20 protein-coding genes are annotated in these 22,802 nt (G+C 65.5%); 5 read left to right on the forward strand and 15 right to left on the reverse strand.

Features of this window, described 5'->3' with window-relative positions:
* Positions 1–71: 71 nt before the first annotated feature.
* Positions 72–596, forward strand: coding sequence for a bifunctional 3-hydroxydecanoyl-ACP dehydratase/trans-2-decenoyl-ACP isomerase (fabA, locus tag KF886_16580; GenBank protein ID MBX3178972.1), 525 nt, complete (start codon positions 72–74; stop codon positions 594–596).
* Here fabA and KF886_16585 read toward each other — a convergent pair.
* The 13 genes from KF886_16585 to KF886_16645 all read right to left on the reverse strand — a co-directional run bounded on the left by KF886_16585 (position 593) and on the right by KF886_16645 (position 16,967).
* The gene (locus KF886_16585) at positions 593–3,055 is read right to left on the reverse strand and encodes a hypothetical protein (GenBank protein MBX3178973.1); all 2,463 of its coding nucleotides are present in this window, start codon (positions 3,053–3,055) and stop codon (positions 593–595) included. The genes fabA and KF886_16585 overlap by 4 nt on opposite strands.
* 26 nt (positions 3,056–3,081) lie before the next feature.
* Positions 3,082–5,130, reverse strand: a complete 2,049-nt coding sequence (locus KF886_16590; protein ID MBX3178974.1) for a CPBP family intramembrane metalloprotease — start codon at positions 5,128–5,130, stop codon at positions 3,082–3,084.
* Complete coding sequence (locus KF886_16595) at positions 5,127–5,876, reverse strand: ATP-binding cassette domain-containing protein (protein ID MBX3178975.1); 750 nt, start codon at positions 5,874–5,876, stop codon at positions 5,127–5,129. The genes KF886_16590 and KF886_16595 overlap by 4 nt, the downstream gene beginning before the upstream one ends.
* Before the next feature lie 92 nt (positions 5,877–5,968).
* Positions 5,969–6,736 carry an RDD family protein gene (locus KF886_16600; GenBank protein ID MBX3178976.1) on the reverse strand — a complete coding sequence of 256 codons (768 nt, stop codon included), beginning with the start codon at positions 6,734–6,736 and terminating at the stop codon, positions 5,969–5,971.
* Positions 6,726–7,766, reverse strand: coding sequence for a stage II sporulation protein M (locus KF886_16605; GenBank protein ID MBX3178977.1), 1,041 nt, complete (start codon positions 7,764–7,766; stop codon positions 6,726–6,728). Before KF886_16605 ends, KF886_16600 begins: the two co-directional genes overlap by 11 nt.
* Positions 7,763–9,097 (reverse strand): DUF58 domain-containing protein, encoded by a 1,335-nt coding sequence (locus tag KF886_16610; GenBank protein ID MBX3178978.1) that lies wholly within the window; start codon positions 9,095–9,097, stop codon positions 7,763–7,765. Before KF886_16610 ends, KF886_16605 begins: the two co-directional genes overlap by 4 nt.
* Positions 9,094–10,059, reverse strand: a complete 966-nt coding sequence (locus KF886_16615) for a MoxR family ATPase (GenBank protein ID MBX3178979.1) — start codon at positions 10,057–10,059, stop codon at positions 9,094–9,096. The genes KF886_16610 and KF886_16615 overlap by 4 nt, the downstream gene beginning before the upstream one ends.
* 55 nt (positions 10,060–10,114) lie before the next feature.
* Positions 10,115–11,500: a DUF4350 domain-containing protein gene (locus KF886_16620; protein MBX3178980.1), complete on the reverse strand. Its 1,386-nt coding sequence runs from the start codon at positions 11,498–11,500 to the stop codon at positions 10,115–10,117.
* Positions 11,487–13,292, reverse strand: coding sequence for a hypothetical protein (locus KF886_16625; protein MBX3178981.1), 1,806 nt, complete (start codon positions 13,290–13,292; stop codon positions 11,487–11,489). Before KF886_16625 ends, KF886_16620 begins: the two co-directional genes overlap by 14 nt.
* Positions 13,289–13,642, reverse strand: coding sequence for a rhomboid family protein (locus KF886_16630; GenBank protein MBX3178982.1), 354 nt, complete (start codon positions 13,640–13,642; stop codon positions 13,289–13,291). The genes KF886_16625 and KF886_16630 overlap by 4 nt, the downstream gene beginning before the upstream one ends.
* Positions 13,643–13,782: 140 nt before the next feature.
* Positions 13,783–14,211, reverse strand: coding sequence for a DUF393 domain-containing protein (locus KF886_16635; protein ID MBX3178983.1), 429 nt, complete (start codon positions 14,209–14,211; stop codon positions 13,783–13,785).
* Entirely contained in the window at positions 14,208–14,744 is a 537-nt protein-coding gene (locus KF886_16640; protein ID MBX3178984.1) for a hypothetical protein, read from the reverse strand. The genes KF886_16635 and KF886_16640 overlap by 4 nt, the downstream gene beginning before the upstream one ends.
* Positions 14,745–14,798: 54 nt before the next feature.
* On the reverse strand, positions 14,799–16,967 hold the full coding sequence (locus KF886_16645) for an aminotransferase class I/II-fold pyridoxal phosphate-dependent enzyme (GenBank protein MBX3178985.1): 2,169 nt from the start codon (positions 16,965–16,967) through the stop codon (positions 14,799–14,801).
* Positions 16,968–17,129: 162 nt separating this feature from the next.
* On the opposite strand from KF886_16645, the gene KF886_16650 reads away from it, so the two are divergent.
* From KF886_16650 to KF886_16665, 4 genes are all read left to right on the forward strand, one after another.
* Complete coding sequence (locus tag KF886_16650; protein MBX3178986.1) at positions 17,130–18,023, forward strand: M48 family metallopeptidase; 894 nt, start codon at positions 17,130–17,132, stop codon at positions 18,021–18,023.
* A complete protein-coding gene (locus KF886_16655; protein ID MBX3178987.1) occupies positions 18,020–18,595 on the forward strand; it encodes a hypothetical protein in 576 nt (191 codons plus the stop codon). The genes KF886_16650 and KF886_16655 overlap by 4 nt, the downstream gene beginning before the upstream one ends.
* A 159-nt stretch (positions 18,596–18,754) precedes the next feature.
* Positions 18,755–19,336: an RNA polymerase sigma factor gene (locus KF886_16660; GenBank protein ID MBX3178988.1), complete on the forward strand. Its 582-nt coding sequence runs from the start codon at positions 18,755–18,757 to the stop codon at positions 19,334–19,336.
* Positions 19,333–21,147, forward strand: a complete 1,815-nt coding sequence (locus KF886_16665; GenBank protein MBX3178989.1) for a hypothetical protein — start codon at positions 19,333–19,335, stop codon at positions 21,145–21,147. The genes KF886_16660 and KF886_16665 overlap by 4 nt, the downstream gene beginning before the upstream one ends.
* A 17-nt stretch (positions 21,148–21,164) precedes the next feature.
* On the opposite strand, the gene KF886_16670 is transcribed toward KF886_16665, so the two are convergent.
* Together KF886_16670 and KF886_16675 are read right to left on the reverse strand one after the other, a co-directional pair.
* Positions 21,165–21,794 (reverse strand): membrane integrity-associated transporter subunit PqiC, encoded by a 630-nt coding sequence (locus KF886_16670; GenBank protein ID MBX3178990.1) that lies wholly within the window; start codon positions 21,792–21,794, stop codon positions 21,165–21,167.
* 6 nt (positions 21,795–21,800) lie between these two features.
* On the reverse strand, positions 21,801–22,784 hold the full coding sequence (locus KF886_16675; protein ID MBX3178991.1) for an MCE family protein: 984 nt from the start codon (positions 22,782–22,784) through the stop codon (positions 21,801–21,803).
* Positions 22,785–22,802 lie beyond the last annotated feature (18 nt).

Consider the following 22,802-nt stretch of genomic DNA (forward strand, 5'->3'; position numbering starts at 1 on the left):
GTTCGACCGCCCGTCCCAGGCGCGTTCCGGCGCACGTATGAGTTTTGCCCCTTTTTTACCAGGAGACGAGCGTGACCTCGCCATTTGATCTATCTTCCTTCTCCCGAGAACATCTGCTTGACGCCGGGCGCGGTAACCTGTTTGGCGCGGACGCGCCGCGCCTGCCCCTGCCGAACATGCTTATGATGGACCGGGTTACCCATATCGACCGCGACGGCGGCGCCCACGGCAAAGGACAGATTATCGCCGAGCTGGACGTGCGACCGGATTTGTGGTTCTTTGGGTGCCACTTCGACAGCGACCCGGTGATGCCCGGATGTCTCGGGCTCGACGCGATGTGGCAGCTCGCCGGGTTTTACATGGCCTGGGCCGGGCACAAGGGCAAGGGGCGCGCGCTGGGCGTGAAAGAGGTCAAATTCACCGGCCAGATACTACCGACCGCCCGAAAAGTGGTGTACCGCATCGATATCCGGCGCCTGCTCGCCCTGAAGCTCGTCATGATCTTGGCCGACGGCTCGGTTGAGGTGGACGGCCGCGAAATCTACAAGGCCAAGGAACTCAAGGTCGGGCTGTTCGAGGACACCTCGGGCTTTTAGTTCGGCCAGGGGACGTCCAGCCCGAGCGCCTCGGGTCTTTCGTCGATGTAGTACAGGTCGAATTCCATCCATCCATTGCCGCCGGGCTGATCGTCCAGGTAGATCCTTGCGGTGTACCCGTTCTTCGCGCTCGGCTGTTCCAACACAAACGGGTGCAATGGGCGCGACTCGATATCGATCGGGATCACCGTGACTTCCCGTTCGGGCAGGGGGCCGTGGAATGTGAAATCCTGTACATGCGCCCCGTCCCACTGGATGTGGTCGATGCTGTATGTGTCCCCCGCCACGTTCACGATGTCGCGTCCGTCCACCAGGATACGCGCGTGGGCGAACTTCACCGCGTCGCCCTTGCGCTCGGCCAGCACCTCGCGATACCGCGCCTGCTGGCGGGCGATGGTTTCCTCGAGCCGGGCGCGGTCCGGCGCGGCGGCGAGGGTCTCCCGGGCGGCCTCGACGTCCTCCAGGGCCGCGTCCATCGCGGTCAACAGTTCCTCAATGCCCCAGAGGATGTAACCATATCCCGGGACGCTCCGGAAGGCTTCAAAGGTGCGGTGCGTATTCTGGACCGCCTCGGCGAGCCGTTCCCGGCGCGCCGGTGATGGGGCGTCGAAATAATCGAAGTAGGCGAAGATGCCCTCCGCATAGCGCAGGTTGGTTTCGACCAGGCGGCGGGTCATCTCCAGGCGATTATTCACCTCCTTCACGAGCGCGGGGTCCTTCAGCAGCGGCGCCACGCGATCGAACTGCGCTATCATCGCCTCGGCGACCGTAAGGCCCCGCTGGATGTCCGCCAGGGTGTCTACTTCCCACGGTTTGCAGCGGAGGTAGATGCGCCGGAGCCATTCCAGGTGCTCCCGGCCATGGTCGATGTTCGGGTAGCCCTGGACCGGGAACTCGCCCACGCGCATGTGGTAGTGGGAATTGAACTGGCCGTAGGATATCGGCTCCAGGTGCAGCCCGTACTTATAGGCGCGCGGCGACATCAGGTAGATCTCCGCCATGCCCTCCGCCGCATCCGGCCCGAAGTGAATCGCACAGAAATCCCGGGCAATCTGCGCCATGTCCGCGTCGGGCTCCCAGATCAGGCGGTGGAGCACGTACCCGTAGGCTTCCGATGTACCCCAGCCGTCGCCCCGGATGTTCGCCAACATCGCCATGCCGCGGACATTGTTGTCCCCCGGAACCATAAAGGTCTGGAGCCCGCGCTGGAAGTACTCGCCGGAAAACGTCGGGAAGATGTTGGCGCGCCCGCTCTCGTAGTAGTTCATCGTCTCGAAAAGGACGATCGCGTCGTGGGGAGACTGGTTGAAGGTCGGGTTGTAGGGCTGGTGCCACCACCGGTCCGCGCGCGTGACCTTCGGCATCACGTAGAAATTGTTCGTGGGGATTTCTTCCGTAAAAATCTCGCGGAACACTGCGGGCTGCGTATGTACTTCGTGGTCAACGAGGCTCCACGTGAAATGGAAGTACTGCTTGTCGAACTCATCCGACACCACCTCGTGCACCTTCTTGACGAAGGTCCGGAATCGCTTCGGGTACGACCAGTCCGCCTCCGGCGCCTCGTGCATGATGTCGAAGGGCAGGTAGTTGTCCCAGAATCCGGAAATATCGTCGTTGCACAGCTCGATACCGTCGAGTTCCGGGAGGGCGGTGAACAACATCCGGAATTTGTCCTGGATCGCGTCCCAGAATTTCGGGTCGCCCGGGGAAAGGGTGGCGCCGTGCTTCTCGAGGAGGGAGGGGTGATACGTGAAGGCGTTCGCGAAACTGAAATAATTCATGTGCAGGGAATGCGCATAGGCGATCAGCGCGCGGGTCTTTTCCCGGTTCTCCGCGTTGATAGTGGCTTCCGGTTCCGAGTCCCACGGGACGAGGTCCAGGATGGCGGTTCCCGGCACCCAGTTGATGCTGTTGCGCAGCGCGATCCGCATGGCGGCCTCGCTTTGCCCGCCGAAACCGTAGCGGTGCCACGCGCCGCCCAGCCTCACCGGGAAGGCCGGCTCGCGCGCGCAGTCGATGTCGCGGGGGATTGCCCGGTTCACCAGCATTCGGTCGCGGATCCAGAACAAGCCGTAGGCGTGGCCTAGCGGACCTCGCGAGGTGAGCAGCAGGCGCGTCTGCCCGCCATCCTCCAGCGGCAATATCCGGAAACCCTCCGGGTTCTCCGGTGGCGCCGGGAGGTCCGGTACGCCGCCGGCGATCCGCGCAGACTGCCGGTTTTCGCCCGGCCCACCGAGCAGGATGGCATGACCCGCCGGCGCGGCGCTGTCATCCGCAGCTACGAGCACGACGCCGATTCGGGCCGCTGTTTCGACCAGGTCGTCCATCGCCACCGAAACGGCGGTGTCGGCGCGCAGCGCCTCGGGAACGACCACCGTCCATTGGGCGGATGCCGGGGCGGAGAGAAGGCCGGCGATGCAGAGCGGCAGCGCGCAGCGGAAGAAGTTGGGGGCACACATCAAGGTACTTCCTTCCTGGACGTCGTTTAAGCGTCCAAAGGTTTGGCGGGCGAACGCCGGGCGCTGAACTCCACGCCCGCGACGCCCGCCGCGAAACCCGCGACGGCCACCAGCAGGACAAGCGTCGGCAGTCCCTGGTTTTCGAATTGTTCGAGCTGCAACACCCGCGAGACGAACTCCGGCGCGTAGCCGGTGGCCAGCAGGATGGCGAACGTGTTGTTCAGCAGGTGGACGAGGATGCCGGCATGGATCGAGCCCGTGCGGACCGTCAGATAGCTCAGGACAACTCCGAGCACCGCGATGGGCGGGATGCGGTAAACGCTGATGTGAAAGATGCCGAAAAGGACACCGGAAAGGAGGATGGCGGGCCAGTTGCCCATGCGCGATCGAAACCCGGAAAGCAGTACGCCGCGGAACATGACCTCCTCGCAAATGGCCGGCGAGACCGCGGCGACGAAGAGCAGGGCGGCGAGCTGGGGCAGTCCCCTCGTGTCCCCGAACAACTTCGCCATCTCCTCCTGAAACTCCTGGGGCACCGGCAGCACGCGGTTGAACCAGTAGCCGAGCTGAATGACCAGGATGACCGCAAAGAAGCCGGTAACGAGGGACGCGGCCGCGCCACCCGGCGAAATGGGGTAGAGGTTCAGCGCCGGGCGGAAGTTGACGCGCGTATACCAGAGCAAGAGCAGAATCGGCGCCAGGATCATGATCCATTCGGTAATCAGGAGGCCCGGGAGCAGGCTCCAGGTCTGAACCGTGCTGCCCACGTAGAAGAGCATGATCAGCATGACGACAAACAGGGCGACCGACATCCCAGCGGTGATCGTGTCGCGCGGCCGGAACTCGCTCCGTCGCCAGGTGAGCGGGAAGCCCTTTTCCTCCGAGAGGATGACCTCCTCGCGCTGGAACAGCCACGCCGCGAAGAGCAGCGCGAGCGCCGCAAACGCCACCGTGCTCAGGAAGACGGCGAACATCATCTCGAATTCGGCCTTCCCGGTCAGCATGTCCCGGAACAGCAGGATGACGTTCGCCACGGGTAGAAACTGTGTGGCCGCGTTCAGCTTGACGCCCGGCATACTGGAGAAAAACACGGGAACCATGAGCACCAGGAAGAAGGGCGTGACGTAGTTCTGCGCCTCCTTGAAGCTCCGCGCGAAAACGGCCACCGCCATCATGACGGCGGAAACGAAAAAGGCGAGCGGCACCATGATAATGAGGAAAACGGCTGCGGCGCTCGGTGGAAATTGGAGATCAAACCGGATGGCTTCCCCGAGCACGGGCCGCAACTGGCCCGCCACGAAGGCGAAGGTGGCCGCCATGCTCCCCAGGTTGAGCAGGCCCGTGGCCATCGCCAGCAGGAACACCGTGCCGAACTTGCCCGCCACGATTTCCAGCTTCGTGGTGGGGGTGGAGAGCAGCGTCTCGAAGGTCCCGCGCTCCTTTTCCCCCGCGGTCACGTCCACCGCCGGGTAGAAGGCCCCCAGCGCGAGCATGACCACCATCAGCACCGGCAGCACGATGCCCAGCGCGTTGCCCGTGGCCTTGGCCGGCGGCGCGGTGTCCTTTCGTTCGAGCCGCAGTGGATGAATGTAGTCCATCTCGATTTGCAGGTCGGCCAGCCGGGATTCCAGCAGCGCGTCCCGGTCCTTTTCGAGGCCCTCGCGCAGGCGCGTGGCGGCCCCGGAAGATTCAAACTCCGTGGAGTCATACAGGATTTCCACCTGGACCGTTTTTCCCTCGGCGAGCGCCGCCACGACGGGGCCATCAACCCGAACAACGGCCTGCAGGCCGCCGTCCCGCAACGCGCCAGCCGGATTGTCCGAGTCGACAATCTCGATCTTCTCGATGTCTTCCAGCCACGCGCGCACGGCCTCCGGCTCGGGGGACTGTATCGCGACCTTGGACACGGAGCGGTCCAGCGAGGCGATCTGGACAAGCGCGCCCTGCATGCCCACGATGACCAGCGTGGGGTAGAGGAGCACGGGGACGCCAATCATCATGATCAGGGTGCGCTTGTCCCGCACCGTGTCGAGCATTTCTTTCTTGAATATCGTCCTGACCGTGCGCAGGTTCATGCGGGCTGCTCCGCGACGTTGTCCACAAGTTTCAGGAAGGCTTCCTGGAGGGTTCGCGCCCCCGCCCGCGCGCAGATCGCGTCCATCGTGTCCACGGCGAACAGATCGCCGGCGAAAATCAGGCCAACACGGTCGCAGAGCACTTCGGCCTCCGTCATGTAGTGGGTCGAGAAAATTATGCTGTGCCCGCGCTCCCGCGCGTGGAGAATGAAGTCGAGGATAGTCCGGCTCGTCATGATATCGAGCCCCAGGGTGGGTTCATCCAGAATGAGCACCTTCGGGTCGTGCAGGATCACCCGCGCGATCGATACCTTCTGCGTCTGCCCCGTGGAAAGCGCTTCGCAGCGGCGGTGCAGGAAGGATTCCATGTCCAGCATCCGCGCCAGTTCCTCGATCCGCGACGCGATCCGGTCATCGGGCATGCCGTAGAGGCGCCCGAAGTAATACAGCACTTCCGACGCCGTAAGGCGACCGTAGAGTTTGGTATTCCCAGACAGGAAGCCAATGTCCCGGCGGATGTCGTCACGCGCCTCGTCCGTGCGGACGCCGCCGATCCAGCAGTGCCCGGAGGTGGGGGAGATGATCGTCCCCAACATCCGCAGGAGGGTTGTTTTGCCCGCGCCATTGGGGCCAAGCAGGCCAAACACTTCGCCCGGATCCACCGAAAATGTGGCGCCCTTCACCGCTTCCACCGCCGCGCCGCGGGGCGGATAAAAGACTTTTCGGAGGGATTCGGCGCGCAGCATGGGTACTCCTTCTACTAAGCGGCCCGGAAAGCGTTGCAATTCCGCGCCGGGCATGTCAAGAGCGGTCCCGCGCAACCGGCGCCGCAATCCGCTCACTTCTTTCCGCGAAACACGGAATCCACCACGTTGCGCAGGTATTGTTCGTCCGTGAGGCCAAGCGTCGCCTCCTCGGGAAACGCCGCTTTCTCGCGGAAATGCGCCGCAAGCCGGGCGTACAGCGCGATCCGGTCCGCGGCCTCGAGCGTTTCCCGCCGGATCAGGGACTGCACAAGCAAATCCGCCTCTTCCGGGGCCACCTGCTGGCGCAGCCGCGCCTCGAGGTGGGGATACTCCCGGAAGGAATTGTACTTGCCCGGGAGCACCTGGTTGAAATCGGGCGCGGCATCCCGCGGGAGGCATGTAACAATGCAATTCGCCGCAATATCCCCGAGCCGCTGGTGGTGGCGGTTCAACAGCATGGTCAGCCCGCCCAACAGGTAGGCGACGGGCAGGCCGTCCACGAGGCGAAGCAGGTTGCGCAGCACAATCTGGCTCGGGTGCAGGCGCAGCCCGGAAATGTCCATCACGCGGAGCCGGAGGAGGCGCTTGCCGATGGTCTGGCCACGAAAGCGCCATTCCATCACGATGCGGTACGCGAAACTCGAGGCGAATATGAATAAAATCGCGACCGCCATCGCGATTCCGCCCACCAGCGTAAAAAGGTACGTGGTCCCGCTGATGACGGACGTCTGAAAGGCCGCCAGAATCGCGACATCCACCAGCCACGCCAGAAAACGGGTGAAGGGCCCCGCAAGATAAAGCGAAAACGCCACGCCCTCCGGCGTCCGTATCTCGATCTTACGGCGCAGGTCATTGATCACGCGCGATCTCCTCCCGCGCGCCGACCGGCCCGGCCTCGCTTTCCGCGCCGCGGCCCGACCAGCCCAGGTAGGCCCAGAGCAACGCGAGTTCCGCGGTCCCGAAGGCGATCTTGATTTCATACGGGAGGAAGGGCTCGTGATATTGGGAAAAGAAGGCCTCCACGATGCCCGCCCAGACCAGCATCAGCGCAACGCCGGCAATCAGGGTGACGAGGTCCGGCCCCACGTCGCGCAGCCGGTCGCGCAGGGCGCGATCCGACCCGAATCCGATGAGGGTGTGCCCGAGCACGAGGCCCGCCTGGCCCGCCAGAAAGATGGCGGGCAGCTCGATGCTGCCGTGGGGAAGCAACCACCCCAGCAGGAACACCGTCTGCCCATCGGCCACATAGTCGAACGCCACCGCCCCCAGTATGATTCCGTTGTAAAACAGCAGCAGAAACGTGCCGAGGCCAAAGGTCATCCCGAGCGCCAGCGCGAATATACTCACGCGGATGTTGTTCTGCATCAGTTGTGCGGAAAAAAGGCTCCGGTGGCCTTGCATCCGATCGTCCGTGGCCGATTCTTCATTCGCTACGCGTTCCGACGGGGACCCCAGCAGGTGCTCGAAGGGCATCAGGGCGCCTTTCGCGTCGGGGTCGACGCCCACGACCAGGGCCCCGAAGAGCGCGCCCGCCAGGGTAACCGCCAGGGTAAGCTGGAACGCGCGAATATGGCGGCGAAACGTCGTGGGGAACGTAACGCGGATCCAGTGTGCGGCGTCGAACCGCGCGCGCCGTTGGCGAACTTCGTGGACCTCCGCATACGCGCGCGCGACCAGGTTTTCCAGGTACGCGCGGGTGGCCGGCTCCGCGGAAAACGTCCGGATGCGGGCCAGATCCGAGGCGGTGCGCTGGTAGAGGTAGTTGAATCGCTTAACCTGGTCCAGCGTGAGCGCGTGGCCGGTGCGGCTCTCCAGCAGGTCCAGCGTGGCGTTCAATTCGCTCCAGTAGGGCGCTTCCGCCGCAATAAATCGTTCCAGGTCAATAATCATAGTAATTGCCGCTGTTTTACGTTGACGTACTGCGCCACCAGATCCCCGCAGAGCCGCTCGTGCGCCGTCAGGTGCATGTCCACGCCGTGCCGGTGCAGCGCGCGCTGGGTCTCCCGGAGGCTCTGCCACTGGAGATGTCCGCCGAGGTGGGCGTAGACGTCGTCATCGCCATGCGCTTCGGCGCTGAAGACGGGCCGGACATACGGCGGCGTGATCATGTTGACGAGGACCAGGTGCCGGTTCGAAAGCAGCTCCAGATTCCGCGTCAGGGTCTCGGCGAGCACGGGGTCGTCCAGGTTTGTTAGCAATACGACCAGCGCCCGGCGCCGCAGCCGCATCCGCAGGAATGCGCAGACCTCCTCGAAGTCGGGGTTTAGCAGCCGCGGCTGTAGCGCGCAGAGCGCCTCGCGGCACTGGGCGAAATGGGCGTGCCCCTTGCCCGCCCGGATAAAGGTGTGTACGCGGTCGCTGAATGTCGCGAGGCCAAAGAAATCGCCCTGTTTCTCCGCGGCCAGGCCCAGCAGAAGCGCCGCGCGCAGGAGGTGCTCCAGTTGGGGCTCCGCCGCCGCCCCGGGCAACGCGCGCGCGCTCAGGCGCGAGGCGTCCACCACAACATAGATCTCCTGGGTGCGCTCGATCTGAAACATCTTCGTCACCGGGTAGCCGCGCCGCGCCGTGGCCTTCCAGTGGATGTCTTCAAAACTGTCGCCCGGGAGGTAATCGCGCAGTTGTTCGAAATCCCGGCCCTTGCCCACCTGGCGCTGGGCGTGGATTCCGGCGCCCTGCCGGTTCAAGAATACCGAAGCGAGGCGGTTGCGCTCTTCGATCAGGTTCGGATAGACCCGGATCTCCCCCCGGGCGGGTAGGGAGCAGCGAATGGTCCAGAGGCCAAGTGGCGAGGGGCGTTCCAGGCGCGCCCCGGACACCGTGAAGCGCCCGCGTTCCCGGGGCGTACAGCGCCACGTCAGGGAATAGCGCCCCGGCTCGCCGGGCAGGCGAATCGACTGAACGGCGTCATCCGGCGCGATTTCGGGCGGAAGGAGCAGGCCAACCCGCAAGGTGAGCCCGGGGCGCACGGGTTCTTCCACGGCAAGCGTGGCGGTATAGGCGCCCTCGCGCATCCGGGAGAATCGCGCAACTTCCGGGAGCTGTATCGTGAGCGCCGGCGCATAACGAAGGCCCGCGATCAGGTCCAGGACGGCCACCAGCGCGGCGGTCAGGGCCAGTGCGACGCATGGCAATGCGAGCGTTGGCGCGGCCGCGGCGATGATCGCCAGCGGAATTGCCGTCCAGGCGGTCCAGAACAAGAGTCTGTTCGCGGGGGCCGTCATCGGGGAACCGCCACCCCCACAAGCAACTCCTGAAGGACCTCGTCCACCGTGAGCCCCTCGATTTCGAATTCCGGCCGCAGCACGATCCGGTGCGCCAGCACCGGCCCGGCCAGGTACTTGATGTCGTCCGGCGTCACGAAATCGCGCCCCCGGAGCGCGGCGTGCACCCGGCTCGCCAGAAGAATCGCCTGGGTCGCGCGCGGGCCGGCCCCCACGAGGATGCTGCTGTAGGCGCGCGTCTTCCGGACGATGGTCACGGCGTAGCGAAGCACTTCCTCCCGCACCGCGATGGACTCGAGCGCCTGGCGGCATCCCGCCAGCGCGCCGCCCGTGAGCACCGGCGCCACAGCGTCCCGTTCCAGCACGCGTTCCGGCGCCTCCGCGGACAGCGAACGCAGCGCGAGCGTGATCTCGTCGGTCTCCCCCGGACAGTCCATCCGGATCTTCAGCAGAAACCGGTCCTTCTGCGCTTCCGGCAGGGGGTACGTGCCCTCGTATTCGATGGGGTTCTGCGTGGCGAACACGGTGAAGTCCGGATCGAGCGCGTGGGTTTCCCGGTCAATGGTTACACAGCGTTCCTGCATCGCCTGGAGCAGCGCGCTTTGCGTCTTGGCCGGCGCGCGGTTGATCTCGTCGGCCAGCAGGAAGGTCGTAAACACGGGGCCCTTCACCAGCGTGAACGCGTTTTCCTTGAGGTTGAACACGTTCGTGCCCGTGATGTCCGCCGGCATCAGATCCGGGGTGAACTGGATCCGGCCGAAGTCGCAGCCCAGCACCCGCGCGAGCGTCCGCACCAGCAGGGTCTTGGCGACTCCGGGCACGCCCTCGACCAGCGCGTGCTGGCCCGCGAATATCGTAATCAGCGCCTGGTCTACGACGGGCTCCTGGCCGATGATCACCTTCGCAATCTCGGCGCGGGTGCGCCCGAGTATCTCCTGCAGTTGTGCAACGCTTTCGTTCACGCGTTCGGTCCTTTCCGCGGCGCGTTGAGTCCCGCGCCATTTCCGCTGAATTCCATTACTGCCGCCGCCTCATTTCGCGCACGAGACGATTGTACCGTTCCGAGATGGTTTCCCGCGCGCCGCCCGGCTCGCGGAGGCCGGCGTGAAGCGCCTCGACCGCATCGGCCCGGGGATGGCCGTGAAAATGCCCCCGCCATTCCTTCATGCACGTTTCGAGCAGTTGTCCCCGAGGGATGAAACGCACCAGCAAGTTGTCCAGCCCTTCCTGGTGGCTTCGCGCGCTGCCCGCCGCCTCGCGCGGCGCGCGCTCCACACGGGGCAACAACGCCGTCGCGTTCTTCCACACAAACAGGCCGCCGATCAGGATAGCCGCCAGCAGGACCCCATGCAGGCGGTAACGCCGCACCAGGGTCATAATCCGGTCTCGTTGTTGCGTGCCCAGGTGCGCCTCGCTGAACAGGATCCGGCTCCGGTCGCCCGCGAGCCACGCGAGAAATCCGCTCGCCCGGTGCTTGCGCAGCGCCTCATTGCTCAAGAAGTAGGAGTCGCTGCACAATACAATGGAGCCCGATCCCAGAACCATCTCCATGGCCACGATCCACGGGCGCTCCGTACTGCCGCCCGGACGCAGGTAAACCGGATCCCAGCGCGGGGCCGCCCCGCGGAAATACAGGCCCGAGACGGAGGCGAGCACCGCTTCGATATTCTCCCGATCACCCGCGCGCACCGCGCCAAAGCCACCTTCGGCCTGCTGGAAATCGTAGGAAAAGCCCCAGCGCTCGGAAATATCGACCACTTTCGCATCCTCGTCCTTCTTGGCTCCCGCGCGCCCGTCTTCTGGGGCCTCGTCCGCGTCCGGCGGCGCGGCGGAGTCACCGGCGTGATTGGTTTCTGGGGCCTCCTCGGGATGCGTATCGTCTTGATCGTCCGCGGAACGGTCCGGCGGCTCGCTATCGCCTTCGTCGCCGGGCTCTTCGTCCATTTGATCGGAACTGGGTTTCTCGTCTGGCTCGTCGCGCGATTTCGAGGCGCGCTCCCGGACCTTCAAATCATCCAGCAAGAAGTTCAGCGCGAATCGGTCGGTCAACGGGCGGAAGGCAATCACAACCCGGCCGCCCTGCATCGCGAAGGCCTCCACATTCTCCAGCACTTCCACGGGATCCGGGCCCAGGCTGGCCCCCGCGATAAACAGCGCCGCGTCCTGCCCGTCCGGGATGCGATCGAAGGGCCGGATGTACCGCTCCAGCGTGGTGTCTGGCAGCGCATCCAGGGCCTCGTAGAGCGCCATTGCGCCCTGGGGATCCGCGCGGTAGGTGGAGTACGGCGCGTACACTTCGCCGGAGGCGGCGTGCAGCCGGAATACGGCGGCCACCGCGATCACGAAGCCCAGCAGCGCCGCCAGGCCCGCCGATATGACCCATTTCGCATTACTGAACCGCATCGCGCAGGCGCTCCCGGCAGGTGTGCAATTCGTCCAGCGTTTCCGGCCCGGCCGTATGCTCCCCGTACCACACGCACTCGTAGATCAGGGCGCCCCGCGAAAAGGCCGCCGGCGCGCCGCCCAGAATGGCCGCGCGCCGGTTGATTTCGCGATCATAGTCGTAATTCGACTTGTGCCGGGCGATCCGGATGATTTCCCGTCCCGCGAGGGTCGCGAGAATCGCAAAAAATGCTGCGCGGGATGCGAGACGGTATTCGCCCCGGGCCGCCAGTTCGCGCGCCAGTTGCAGCCACTCGTCTTCCGGCAGGGCCGCCGCGCTGGTTTCTTCTTTTTCGATGTCGGGGCGCTCCGCGGGCGACGCCAGGGCGGGCTCCGCCGCGGGCTGGCGCGTGCGCCAGGTGCGCCATAGCAGGAAGACCGTGGCGAAGGTCAGCACAACGGCCAATAGTGCAATGAGCAGCCGTATCGACGGATTGAAGGCCCCCGTCCGCCACCCGGATCCCCCGTCGGCGTTACCGCCACGGAGCCAGGTCATGAAACGGTCCCACATATCCTTGACGAAATCAATGGCGCGCTTGACTCCATCGCGAATGGTCTCGCCCAGGTCGGCCAGGGCCCGGATTAGCCAGGGCGTATCCACGTTGGGGCTGGCCTCGCGCGGCATACGCCACGTGTACTTGATCTCGGCGAGTTCGCGCTCGATCGCCTCGTCGAGCGCGGCCTGGTCCACCTTGGGCGAGGCGGTTTGTGCGCCGGCGGGGGTTGATCCAAGCGCAAGCAGTAGCAACACAGCCGCGGCCCCGGCTGCCGCGGCCCGGTTCGCCTGGCGCCGCAGTGTCTCCAGCCGCACCCGCAAGTCCGCGCCCGTGCGCGTGGACGTCCCCTGGTGGCAGCGAAGTACGCAAGCGGCCTTTAAAATGGGGTCCAGACAGATATACGTGAGACAGGCCGCCAGCGCGGCCAGGGTGGGATTGCCCATGACCGCGCCCGGATTCAGGGCGTACAGGGTTTGCGCGCCGGTGAGAATGTGAAAGAATTCGATGGCGAACGCGAGCCCGGTGAATACGTTCACGAATACGATACAGGGGAAGGGGGAGAGCGGCAGGACCGCCAGCAGGATGGCGCCGCCGTAGGCGTAGCCAATAAGCAGCACAAGCGGATCGTCCGAACCCGACGGCGCCAGCGCGTCCAGTAGCGGAAAACTCACAAGATATGTGAGCGCGCCGGTGCACACGAGCAGGGGGCTGCACGCCCAGAGCAGCATATGCGCCTGGCGCGGCCATCGCATGGCTTCCGTGCCGGCATTCAACACGATCTCGCGGCATCCAGACGGGCGCCCGTGTTCCAGCGCCGAGGCGTTCTGGTAGAAGGTCGCCGCGATCCCCATCGGGATGATCGTCAGGAAGGCCGCCGGATACACGATCACCGCGGTCGCGTGCAGGGCCCCCTGGCGGCACAGGGCGTACAGCAATTCCGGCGCGCGCCAGCGTTCGGGGGCCGTATCATGAAGCCGCGCCGCCAGATGCATCGCAAAGCGCGCGTGCATGGCCTTCATCCACAAAAAGAGCAGCGCGAGTCCGAGCGCGCCGGCGCTCGCGTAGTGGTGCGCGAAGGCGCTGCTGGTCATCGCGGCCCAGTAGGCGAGGAGTCCCGCAATAAAGGGGAGGGTTCCGACCAGGTACAGCGATGCCGGCAGGGGGCCGGCGCGAACGATGAGCTCAAGCGCCGCCTCCGCCAGGACGAACGGAGACGCCGGCGGGGCGGCCTGCTCGGTTGCGCGCCGGAATTTCATGGCGCGTCCTCCACGCCGTCCCGGGCCGCGGGCGCCGCGTTGCCCAGCGCGCCGTTGAACGCGTCGTGAAAACTGGAAGGGAGCAAGAGGAGGGTTTGACCGGCGGCGAAAAAAACCAGCCAAAGCACGGTCAGGGCCGCGACAAACTGAAAAAACGCGCGAAAGGGCACGATTCGGGCGGGCCGCTCTGCGGGCTCGGCCAGGGCTGCTTTCAGGCACCCGGCGCACAGCAGCCGGTGCTCGTGTTCCGTCACGCACTCCCGGCAAAAATGCCGGCGGCACGACGGGCAACGGGCGACCGCTTCGCGCTGGTCGTGATTAAAGCATTTCGTGTGCGTGAGGGAAGCCAAATACAGTCCTTCTGGAAGCTGTAGCCGCATGCCCGGCTTACCGGCCCCCGCGGGGCCCGGCCGGAGGCCCATCTGCCGCGTACTACAGTACCGATAGGCGCGCGCTACATCAAGTGGCCGCGCGCGGCCCCGGGCCGCCCTTAATTGCACCCGTCTTCCCGGGAACAGCGCGTTCCCGGCGATTTCCGAAAAAGGAGCGCGGAGATGGCAAGGCGGTTGCGCGCGATGCGCCGGTACGCCCACCCCGCGCCCGGCAGTGCAAAGCACCAGGCGAAAAAGCGCCCGCCGGGCATCATGGCCAGCAACGGGGGAAAGGCTTTCTCGGCGGCAAAACAGCGCCCGTCGGGAAGCACCAGTTGCATCGCCTCCAGGCAATCCTCAAGCGATACCATCGGCGCGCGCCGCGATCGCTCCAAATCCTGGCAGGGCAGTGACTCCAGGCGATCGGGCGGTATGCGCTGCTCCAGCCAGCGCCGCGCGCGCTGGCAGAGCGGGCAATTCCCGTCATAAATCAGCAAGGCGGGCTCCGCCACGACGCCCGGCGGGCGCTCTGGCGCGGCCTTGGTCATTTCTCGCGTTTCTTGCGGAGTTGATCCGGAATCACCATCCGGTTGCCGAGCCGACCGCCCTGGGGGGGCGCGGGCAACTCGGGCACGATCACTTTCCGCCGCTGTTTCGCGGATTTTCGCCGTTCTTCCACCGCGTCGATCACATCGTTCATTTCCGTGCTGTCACGGGCCATGATGCGCGCGCGCATTTCGTGCATCGCGGTGGCGCATTCCCGGTCCAGCGCCATCAGACACTTGCGACAGAGGCGCTTGGTTTCGCTGATGGCCGGCGCCCCGCAGCGGCCGCATTTCGCGTCGGAGTCGTGGGCGATGTTCTCGATTCGCCCCTCGCGCAGCATGCGGAGCACACAGTCGAAAGAGACGTCGGCCTCCAGCGCCACCTGTTCCGCGGTCATATCCGGCGCCCGCAGCAGCGCATCGCGAATCCGGGCGTAGTCCGCGTCCTCCGCGGGCTGGCAGGCATTGCACACCTCGGACAGAATCCGGTTGTACAATTTGTTGCAGCGCGCGCATTTGGCAAGTCGGACGTTCAATCGAATTCTCCCGCGTTTCACCACCTAGTATACCACCCATGGTAGCCTGAACGGCTATCTTCGGGCAAAACGTATGATTTTTTTGAGCGCGGAGACCACTTCGTGGACGTTTCGGTCCGTCAGCTGGGGATGCAGGGGCAGCGAAAGGACTTCCCGGGAGGCGCGGGTCGCCACGGGGAACATTTCCGGTCGCAATCCGAGCGCTTCCCGGTAGTAGGCGTGGAGGTGAAGGCCATAAAAATGCACGCCCGTGCCGATATTTTCCTGGCGCAGCGCATGTGCAATCTCGTCGCGGGACAGACGCAACCGTTCCAGATTCAGGCGGATGGCGTACAGGTGCCAGGCGTGGTCCACTTCGGGACGGACGGCGGGAAGCTGGATCTCCTCGACATCGCGCAGCACTTCGGTATACATCCGCGCCAGCCGCCTGCGCGCGGAACGGAACGACGCAAACTTCTTCAATTGCGCTACGCCCATCGCCGCGCTCACATTTCCCATCAGGTACTTGAAGCCCGGCTCCCGCACTTCCAGGGGCCGCGCCAGCGCGCTGCGCCCGTAACGGTCCCACGCCGTGTTGTCGAGCCCGTTGGTCGCCAGCATCCGGATATGGGCCGCGCGATCCGGATCCGATAGCGCGATCATGCCGCCTTCCATGGTGGTGATGTTCTTGATGGAGTAGAAGCTGAAGCAGGCCGCCGGGCTTTCCGAGCCGATCGGCGCGCCCCGCCAGGCGGCCCCCAGGGCGTGGGCGGCATCTTCCACCACGGGTAGGCCGTACTTCTTGGCCACGGCCCGGATCGCGTCCAGATCGCAGGGATGCCCGCCCAGGTGTACGGGGATAATGGCCCGGGTGCGTTCCGTGATGGCCGCTTCGAGCGCGGCCGGGTCCAGGTTGAGCGTATCGGGGTCCACATCCGCGAAGACAATACGCGCGCCCATATTCAAGATCGTGTTGCCGGTCGAGGCCCATGTGATCGGTGGCGAGATGACCTCGTCGCCCGGCCCCACGCCCAGATCCACGAGGCAAAGGTGAATCGCCGCTGTGCAGGACGTGACCGCGACGGTATGCCGCGCCTGGACGCTATCCGAAAACGCCGCCTCAAACGCGGGTATCTGGTGACCCGAGGTCAGCCAGCCGCTGCGCAGCGTCTCCAGCACGGCCTGTTCCTCCTCCTCGCCGAGCGAAGGGCGGCTCAAGGGCACAAAGCGTGACGCCGCCGGGTCCCCGCCCTCGGGGACGGGTGTATTGCGCAGGCGCTGGATACGGCGAACGTTGAAATAGGGTTCATCGAAGGGATCGCCCTGCATGGAACGGACGCAATCCGATATCTCCGCGACCCCGCTTTCCAGCGTGTGTTCACACTGAAAGCCCAGGCGGGCGGCAAGTTTTTCGACATTTATGCGGAAGCTGCGCCGATCGTCGTCGTCGATGGCCCGGTCGACGCTCGTCCCCGGAATAAGCCCCGCTACCGCGTCCGCCAGCGCACGGATCGGCAGGTTCAGCGCCGCGTTGCCGAGGTTGAAGATCTCCCCGCCGGGCGCCGGGGCGGAAAGCATCGCCCCATAGGCCCGCGCCGCGTCGTCCACATGGATAAACGACCGCCACTGGTTTCCACCGCCACGGACCTCGATGCGCCCGTCTCGCAATGCGGTGGCGACCATCTGGTTGATGGCGAGATCGAAGCGCATGCGCGGGGACACGCCAAAAAGCGTGCCCGAGCGCACGATGACAGGTTCGAAGTGGGCGCCGGCAAGCGACAGCAGCCCCCGCTCCGCGGCCAGCTTCGATTGCGCGAACGCGGTCACCGGATTGGGGGGACTGGCCTCGTCGAGCCACTCGAAGGCAGCCCGGCCATACACCGCGCAGGTGGAGGCAAACACCAGGCGGCGGATCCCGGCCTGGATCGCGCGGCGCGCCAACTCCAGCGTGCTTTCCACGTTGATATCCGCCGCCATTTCGGGATCAAGGTCGCAAGAGGGGTCGTTGACGAGGGCGGCGAGATGTATGATGGCGTCCACACCCTCCAGCAGTTGCTCGTGTTCTTGCAGGCGCCTTATATCGCCCTCCACCAGCTCGAGGTCTGGGTTCTGAAGGCAGGCGCGAAGACCGTCAAAGCCGAAACAGCCCCGGTCAAATACCCGGACCGCCCAGCCCGCCTCCAGAAGCCGCGGAACCAGGCGGCAGCCCAGGTAGCCCGCGCCACCCGTAATCAGGACGCGCATGCCGTAGCTCTCCCTCGTGCCGGTGAAATCATGGCCGGAGTATACCATGGCGCGGCGCCGGCGGCGACTTCCAGAAGGGCCGGCGGTTTTGCTATTGTTTGGGCGGCGGCGGCCCGAAAAAGCATCCCGGCTGGGGCCGCAATAACCTGCGGAGCGGCGCCCATGGGCCGAGGACGAGCCGAAACAGAGGACAGCGGGCAACTGGAGTTCGGATTCGAAACCCTTGCCCCGCACGTTCCACGGCAACTCGTGCTTCACCGGGAACCCGCCGCGGAGCCCGCCGGACTGCGCGCCGCGGTTCCGAATGCGGTTCCGCCCGCGACGGCGCCCGCGCAAGATGCCCGCGCTTCCACCCAGGCGCGCGCGGACGCCCTGTGGCGGCATCTCACTCAGGCGACCGGAGTGCCCATCCGGCTGCGCATTACGAACAACAGCTCGACAATGATGAGCTTGCGCTATCACCGGGACGGGAAGACGGCCCTGATCGGTCTGCACCACATGTTCCTCGACGCGCCCTTCGATATCTGGAAGGCCCTTTCGGCCTGGGTGCTCAAGCCCAGGGCGCGCGCGGCGGGCCAGAAACTCGAAGCCTTTATCGCCGGCAACCGGCACTTGATCCGGAACGCGCCCCGGCGCGGCGCCGCGCTGCGCGCGCGCGGACATGTCTTCGATTTGGACGAGCTGTACCGTGAAGTCAACGCGGATGAATTCGGCGGCGCGGTGGCCGCGCCCATCACCTGGGGCAAGATGCCCAACCTGCGGCGGCGGCGCTCCATCCGCTTCGGCAGTTATTCCCCGGGCGAAAACCTCATTCGCATTCATCCCTTGCTCGATCAGGATTTCGTTCCGCGCTTTTTCGTCCGCTATATCGTTTTCCACGAAATGCTGCACGCCCATATGGGCATTGAAGAGGCTCCGGGCGGAAGGCGCCTGATCCATCCCCCCGCCTTTCGTGCCCGGGAAGCGGAATACCCGGATTTTGAGCGCGCCGTCGCCTGGATGGATGAGCCGCGGAATCTCCGGCGCCTGCTGGGCGCCCGGCGCGACACGCCGTGACCCCCTCCCGGAGCGCGTCCGGGGCGGGCGCCCGCCGGGCGCTCGCCGGGGTCCTGTTCGCGGCGCTGTCGGTGGGTCTGGCCTGCGCCGCGATGGTCGTCTCCTTCCTGGTGGTGCGCCACCTGGCGGGCCCGGCCCGCGGCCGGGAGGAACTGGACCCGGCGGTGCTCCAACGCGCGAGAATTCTACGTGGCTTCAGCAACGAACTCGTGACGCTGTGCAACGACTACCACCGCCGCTTTCCCGCCGGGATGGCCGGCGCCGGCGCCTCGAACCGCCAATGGGCGGATCGGGTCTTTCGGCGTGACCTTCAATTCCTTCAGGACCGAATCGATGCTATACTACCCGATACCCTGCCGGAATACGTGAATCTGCGGGCGGCGGTGCACCGTTGCGCGGCGATGGCGCGCCACCCGGGGGATCAATTGCTCCGCGAGCAAACGCTGCGCGAAGTCGCCCGGGCGACAGAGGCGATCGAGGCGCACCTGAGGGCGCTGGGGGCGGAGGTCAAGGCCGGCCCGCCCCGGGTGCGGCCGCGATTCGGCGGTGACGCCGCGCCCGTAACGCCGTAAACTGCTCCCGGCGCTGTGGTTGAATTGCTACCGGCAGGTTTCGTTGGCTCCGAAAGGGTTTCATGTGATGTTTCTCCGGCTCGCTTGTAGGATGCGTGTAAGGCAAACTGGAAGGGAAACGGCATGGCGAGCGAGCTGCGGTCCGTCGCGGAGTCACGTATGAGCGGCGCGCACGACCAGACCGACGAGCAGTTGATGGCGGCGCTGGACGCTGGCGACGATCAGGCGCTGGCCGCCCTCGTCGAGCGCTACCAGAACGACATATTCCGGTTCTGCCTGCATTACCTGAAGAATGTCGAATCCGCCCGCGAAATGGCGCAAGAGACCTTCCTGCGGATCTACACCGCGCGCGCGCGCTTCGAAGTGGACCGCAAGTTCAAGCCCTGGATGCTCTGTATCGCCCGGAACCTCTGTCTGAACGAGTTGAAGCGGCGAAAAACGGTGCAGATCGAGGCGCTGGAAGACTTTGCGGGCGCCATGCGCGAAAGCCGTACCGGTCCGCCGGAGGAGAATCCGTACGAAATCCTCCTGGCGCAGGAGCGGCACCGCTTTCTATTGGGCATTCTGGACGCCCTGCCCGACGATGCCCGCGAAATCGTCGTGCTTCGTTATTTTCAAAAGCTGTCCGCGCGCGAAATTGCGGATATCGTAAACAGCACCGAAGGCGCCGTGCGGACGCGCCTCCACCGGATCCTAAAGCAGATGCGAGACGATTACGCGCTCGCCCGAGACGACATGTGATCGCTGACGACAAAAACTACAACGAGCAGATGGCCCTGCTGCTGGATCGGCCCGGCGCCGGCGCGGACCTGGCCGCCGCGCGCGACCGCCTACAGCGGGACAGCGCGTTTCGCGCGGATTTCGAGTCCCTCAATCGGGTGGCGGGCGATCTGGAAGCCCTGGGTGGCGCGTTGCATGATGGCGCGGGCCGCGTTGATTTGCGGGAGGACATTCGCGACGCCATTATCCACCATGCCATCGAAGACCTTGCCGTCGCGCAAGCCAGCCCCTTCGCCGATCTTGAGGACGCGCTGGGAGCCCTTCGTTCCAGCTTCAATGCCGCGTCGGGCGAGGTCTCGCTGGTGCGCGACGTGATGGACGCGGTGGCCGCCGCCCGGAAAAGCGATTTCGAACTGGAGCTTCCCTTCTCTGAGGAGACCCGCCGGTTGCGCGCCCTGGGCGAGGAGATTCGCGCGCATGCGCCGCGGGCGGATCTGCTCGATCCCGTGTTGTCCGAGGTGGCCACGCGCCGAGGCGCACGCGTACTGGCGCCCATGCGGGCCCGGCCTGCCGCGGCCGGCACGGTCCGTGTCGCCCCCGCAAACCGGCGCGCAAGCCGGTTCCTCATGGGGCTGGCCGCTGCGGCCTGCGCGATTCTGGCCGCAATCGGCCTCTACGCGCGTTTTGCGCAAGAGCGCCCGGATGCGCCGCAAGTCACGGAGCGAGCCGGCGGGCCGGAAGGCGACGCCGCGCGCGAGAACGAAGAAATGGCGGCCTTGCGGGAAATCGAATTCCCCGTGGCGGATCCCGGCTCGGTCGTGATAGAGCCCCCGGCTTCGGACGTGGAGCCCGAGGAATCCCGGCCCCGGATGAACGAGCGGGAGCCGCTCACGCTTCAAGAAGTCATCAACGCGCGGCGCCGGGACCTGGTGAATGATACGCGGGCCGTGGCGGCGCTGGCGTCGCTCACGGAAGACGAGGCGAGCGAACTCCTGAAGTCGATGGATCTCTCGGTGGAAGCCCTGATTGGCGCCACCCAGTTTCTGTCCATCGAAGAGGCCATCGCGGTGCTCCGGGCCGCCATTGCGGAGAATCCGGACGATCCCCACCTGCGGTATGCGCTGGCGCAAAACCTTGCCGGCGATCCCGGCGCGGCCCTGGAGCGCCAGGAACACCTCGCCCGGCTGGCGGCGGCCGACGGGGAGAACGGCCTGCCGCATTACCTGATGGCGTCGGACTACCTGGCCCGCGGGGAGACCGCCCTGGGCCTCGACGCCCTGTCGCGCGGCTCCGCATACAATGAGTCTTCGGCCTACGCCCTGGAGGCGGCGCGCCAGCGGGAAGCCGCGTTCATCGCAAGCGGTCTCGACCGCGACGTCGCGCGCTTCCTGGCGCTCGCCGGAGCGGGGGACGCAGAGTATGGGGATATCGCCACACTCCGGAATGAACTGCTGGACTACGGTGCGCATTACGAGGAGATGGGCGAGTTCGAGACCGCGCGGCAGATCTACAACGCCGTAAACCAGTTGGGCCAGCAGATCGCCGTCGGCGCCGACCTGGCCGTGGAGCGGCATTCCGGACTCGAAACCCAGCAGGAAGCCATCCTTGCCATTCAAGGCATCGCCGAGGCCTTCCAGGATCCGGAAATTGTGGCCTTCCTTGGCAACCAGTTGGCCAATCTCGCTTCCGGAATCGCCAACGTGACCCACTATATCAGCGCCCGGCAGGACATGGTAATGAACCCGGCGACCGCGTCCCGGCTGAACTGGCCCGCCCTGCTGGATCGCATGATCACGAGCGGCGACCTGGATATTGGCGATTTCTTGAATTGACCCGGATAGCGGCGCTTTCAGCGTGGCGCGATTGGCGCCTCGCGTAGACCTTCGCAGGCGTCCGCCACGATGGTCGCGACCGCCTCGGACATGGCTTGCGCGAGCCGCGCCAGGGCCGTATCCGAGATGGGGGACGCGGGGTTGGCGCCGTCCAGGGAAACCGAGGCGAGCAGCTGGCCTTCCCAGGTGTTCGCCACGCCGCCGCCTTCCCGCACGACGAGGTGTACTTCCACGACCGCCTCGGGCGCTTCTCCCGTGAAATCGGCCTCGAAGCGAACCAGTTCGCCCGTCAACATGTAATCCGGTCGCGCCATGTCGGCCGCGTTCCCTGCGTCGCGAAAGAGCCCCAACTGCTGTATGCCCTGAAGCAGCGCGCGATCCAGGACAGCCGCGGGCGTTTCGGCCCACTCCGCCCGAGGAAAATAGGCCAGGCGGTTCGGCTCGTCGGTATACGCGATCTCGGCCCTGTAGGGTCTCGCCGACGCAAGCGGACGAATTCCGAGCGTCGTTCCGCTGCTTTCCGCGGGCGCCACCGAAATCTCGGGGCGCACCGTGTAATAGCGGATCGGCGCCACCACGGGCGTTGAAAGGCAGCCCGCCAGGGCGAGCGCGAAGCATCCAAGGATTGTTTGGCGCGGTAAACGCATGGGATCCTATTCCTTAATCCGTCCCTTGCCACGAACCAGGGACGAGGGGTCTTGTCTCAGTTGGTTCAGCAGTGAGTCCAGCGTCAGCAGCGTTTCGCTCGTACTCTGGAGCGTCGTGCGCAGACTGTGCTCTATATTGTCCGCCTCGTGCAGCATGGTCGCCGAAGAATTATCCAGGTTCTCCACGGACGCGCGCAGTTGCACCGTCAGCGAGGCGATGTCTTCCAGAGCACGCTCCACTCCGGAGCCCAGGGCCTTCACGTCGATCTCCTCGGCCTTGGCCGTCGCCACCCGAAGAAACTCGCTTGCGTCCGCCGAGGTGGCCCGCAGATCGCGGCCCAGCGCCAGCGCCTCGTCCGCGAGCGGCTCTATCCTGCCATCCAGCTTCTCGATGGAACCCTGCGCGGTGCGGATCGTCGCGCTCAGATCGTCGCCCACAGTCTGCATTTTCTCGATCGTGGCCCGCGCATGCTCAATCAAATTCGTGAGCTGCCCCGGCTCCAGGCCCCGGAATCCCTCCTCGAATTTGCCGACAATCACCGTGACATCGTCCATCAGCGCCTCCACCTTCGTGCTGATCGCGGCAAAGGCGGAGGGGCGGGACGGGATCTGGCTCCCCGGGGGGAGCGGGCCCGCGTCCGTGTCGCCACCGGACAATTCAATGGCCATGGTGCCCGCCGCCAGGCTGTAGAGCACCAGCTTCGCCTCCACGCCCCGCTGCAGTTCAATCTTATCGGGATTGATCAGAATTTCGATATTGGCCCGGTTCGTGGGCGTCACGGAGATGTTCGAAACCTTGCCAATCGGCACGCCGAGATACTGGACGATTCCGCCCTCGTACACGCCGAGCACCGATTCCTGGAATTCCAGCCAGTACGGGACGCCTTGAGACGTATAGGTCCCGGAAATGTACGCGAGTGAGCCGGCGATGAGCGTCCCGCACACGGTCAGGAACACGCCAACCTTTATCTTTACTTTTTTCGTCGCCACGGCGAACTCCTGCGTGCG

It is taken from the genome of Candidatus Hydrogenedentota bacterium (genome assembly GCA_019637335.1).
GTDB lineage: Bacteria > Hydrogenedentota > Hydrogenedentia > Hydrogenedentales > JAEUWI01 > JAEUWI01.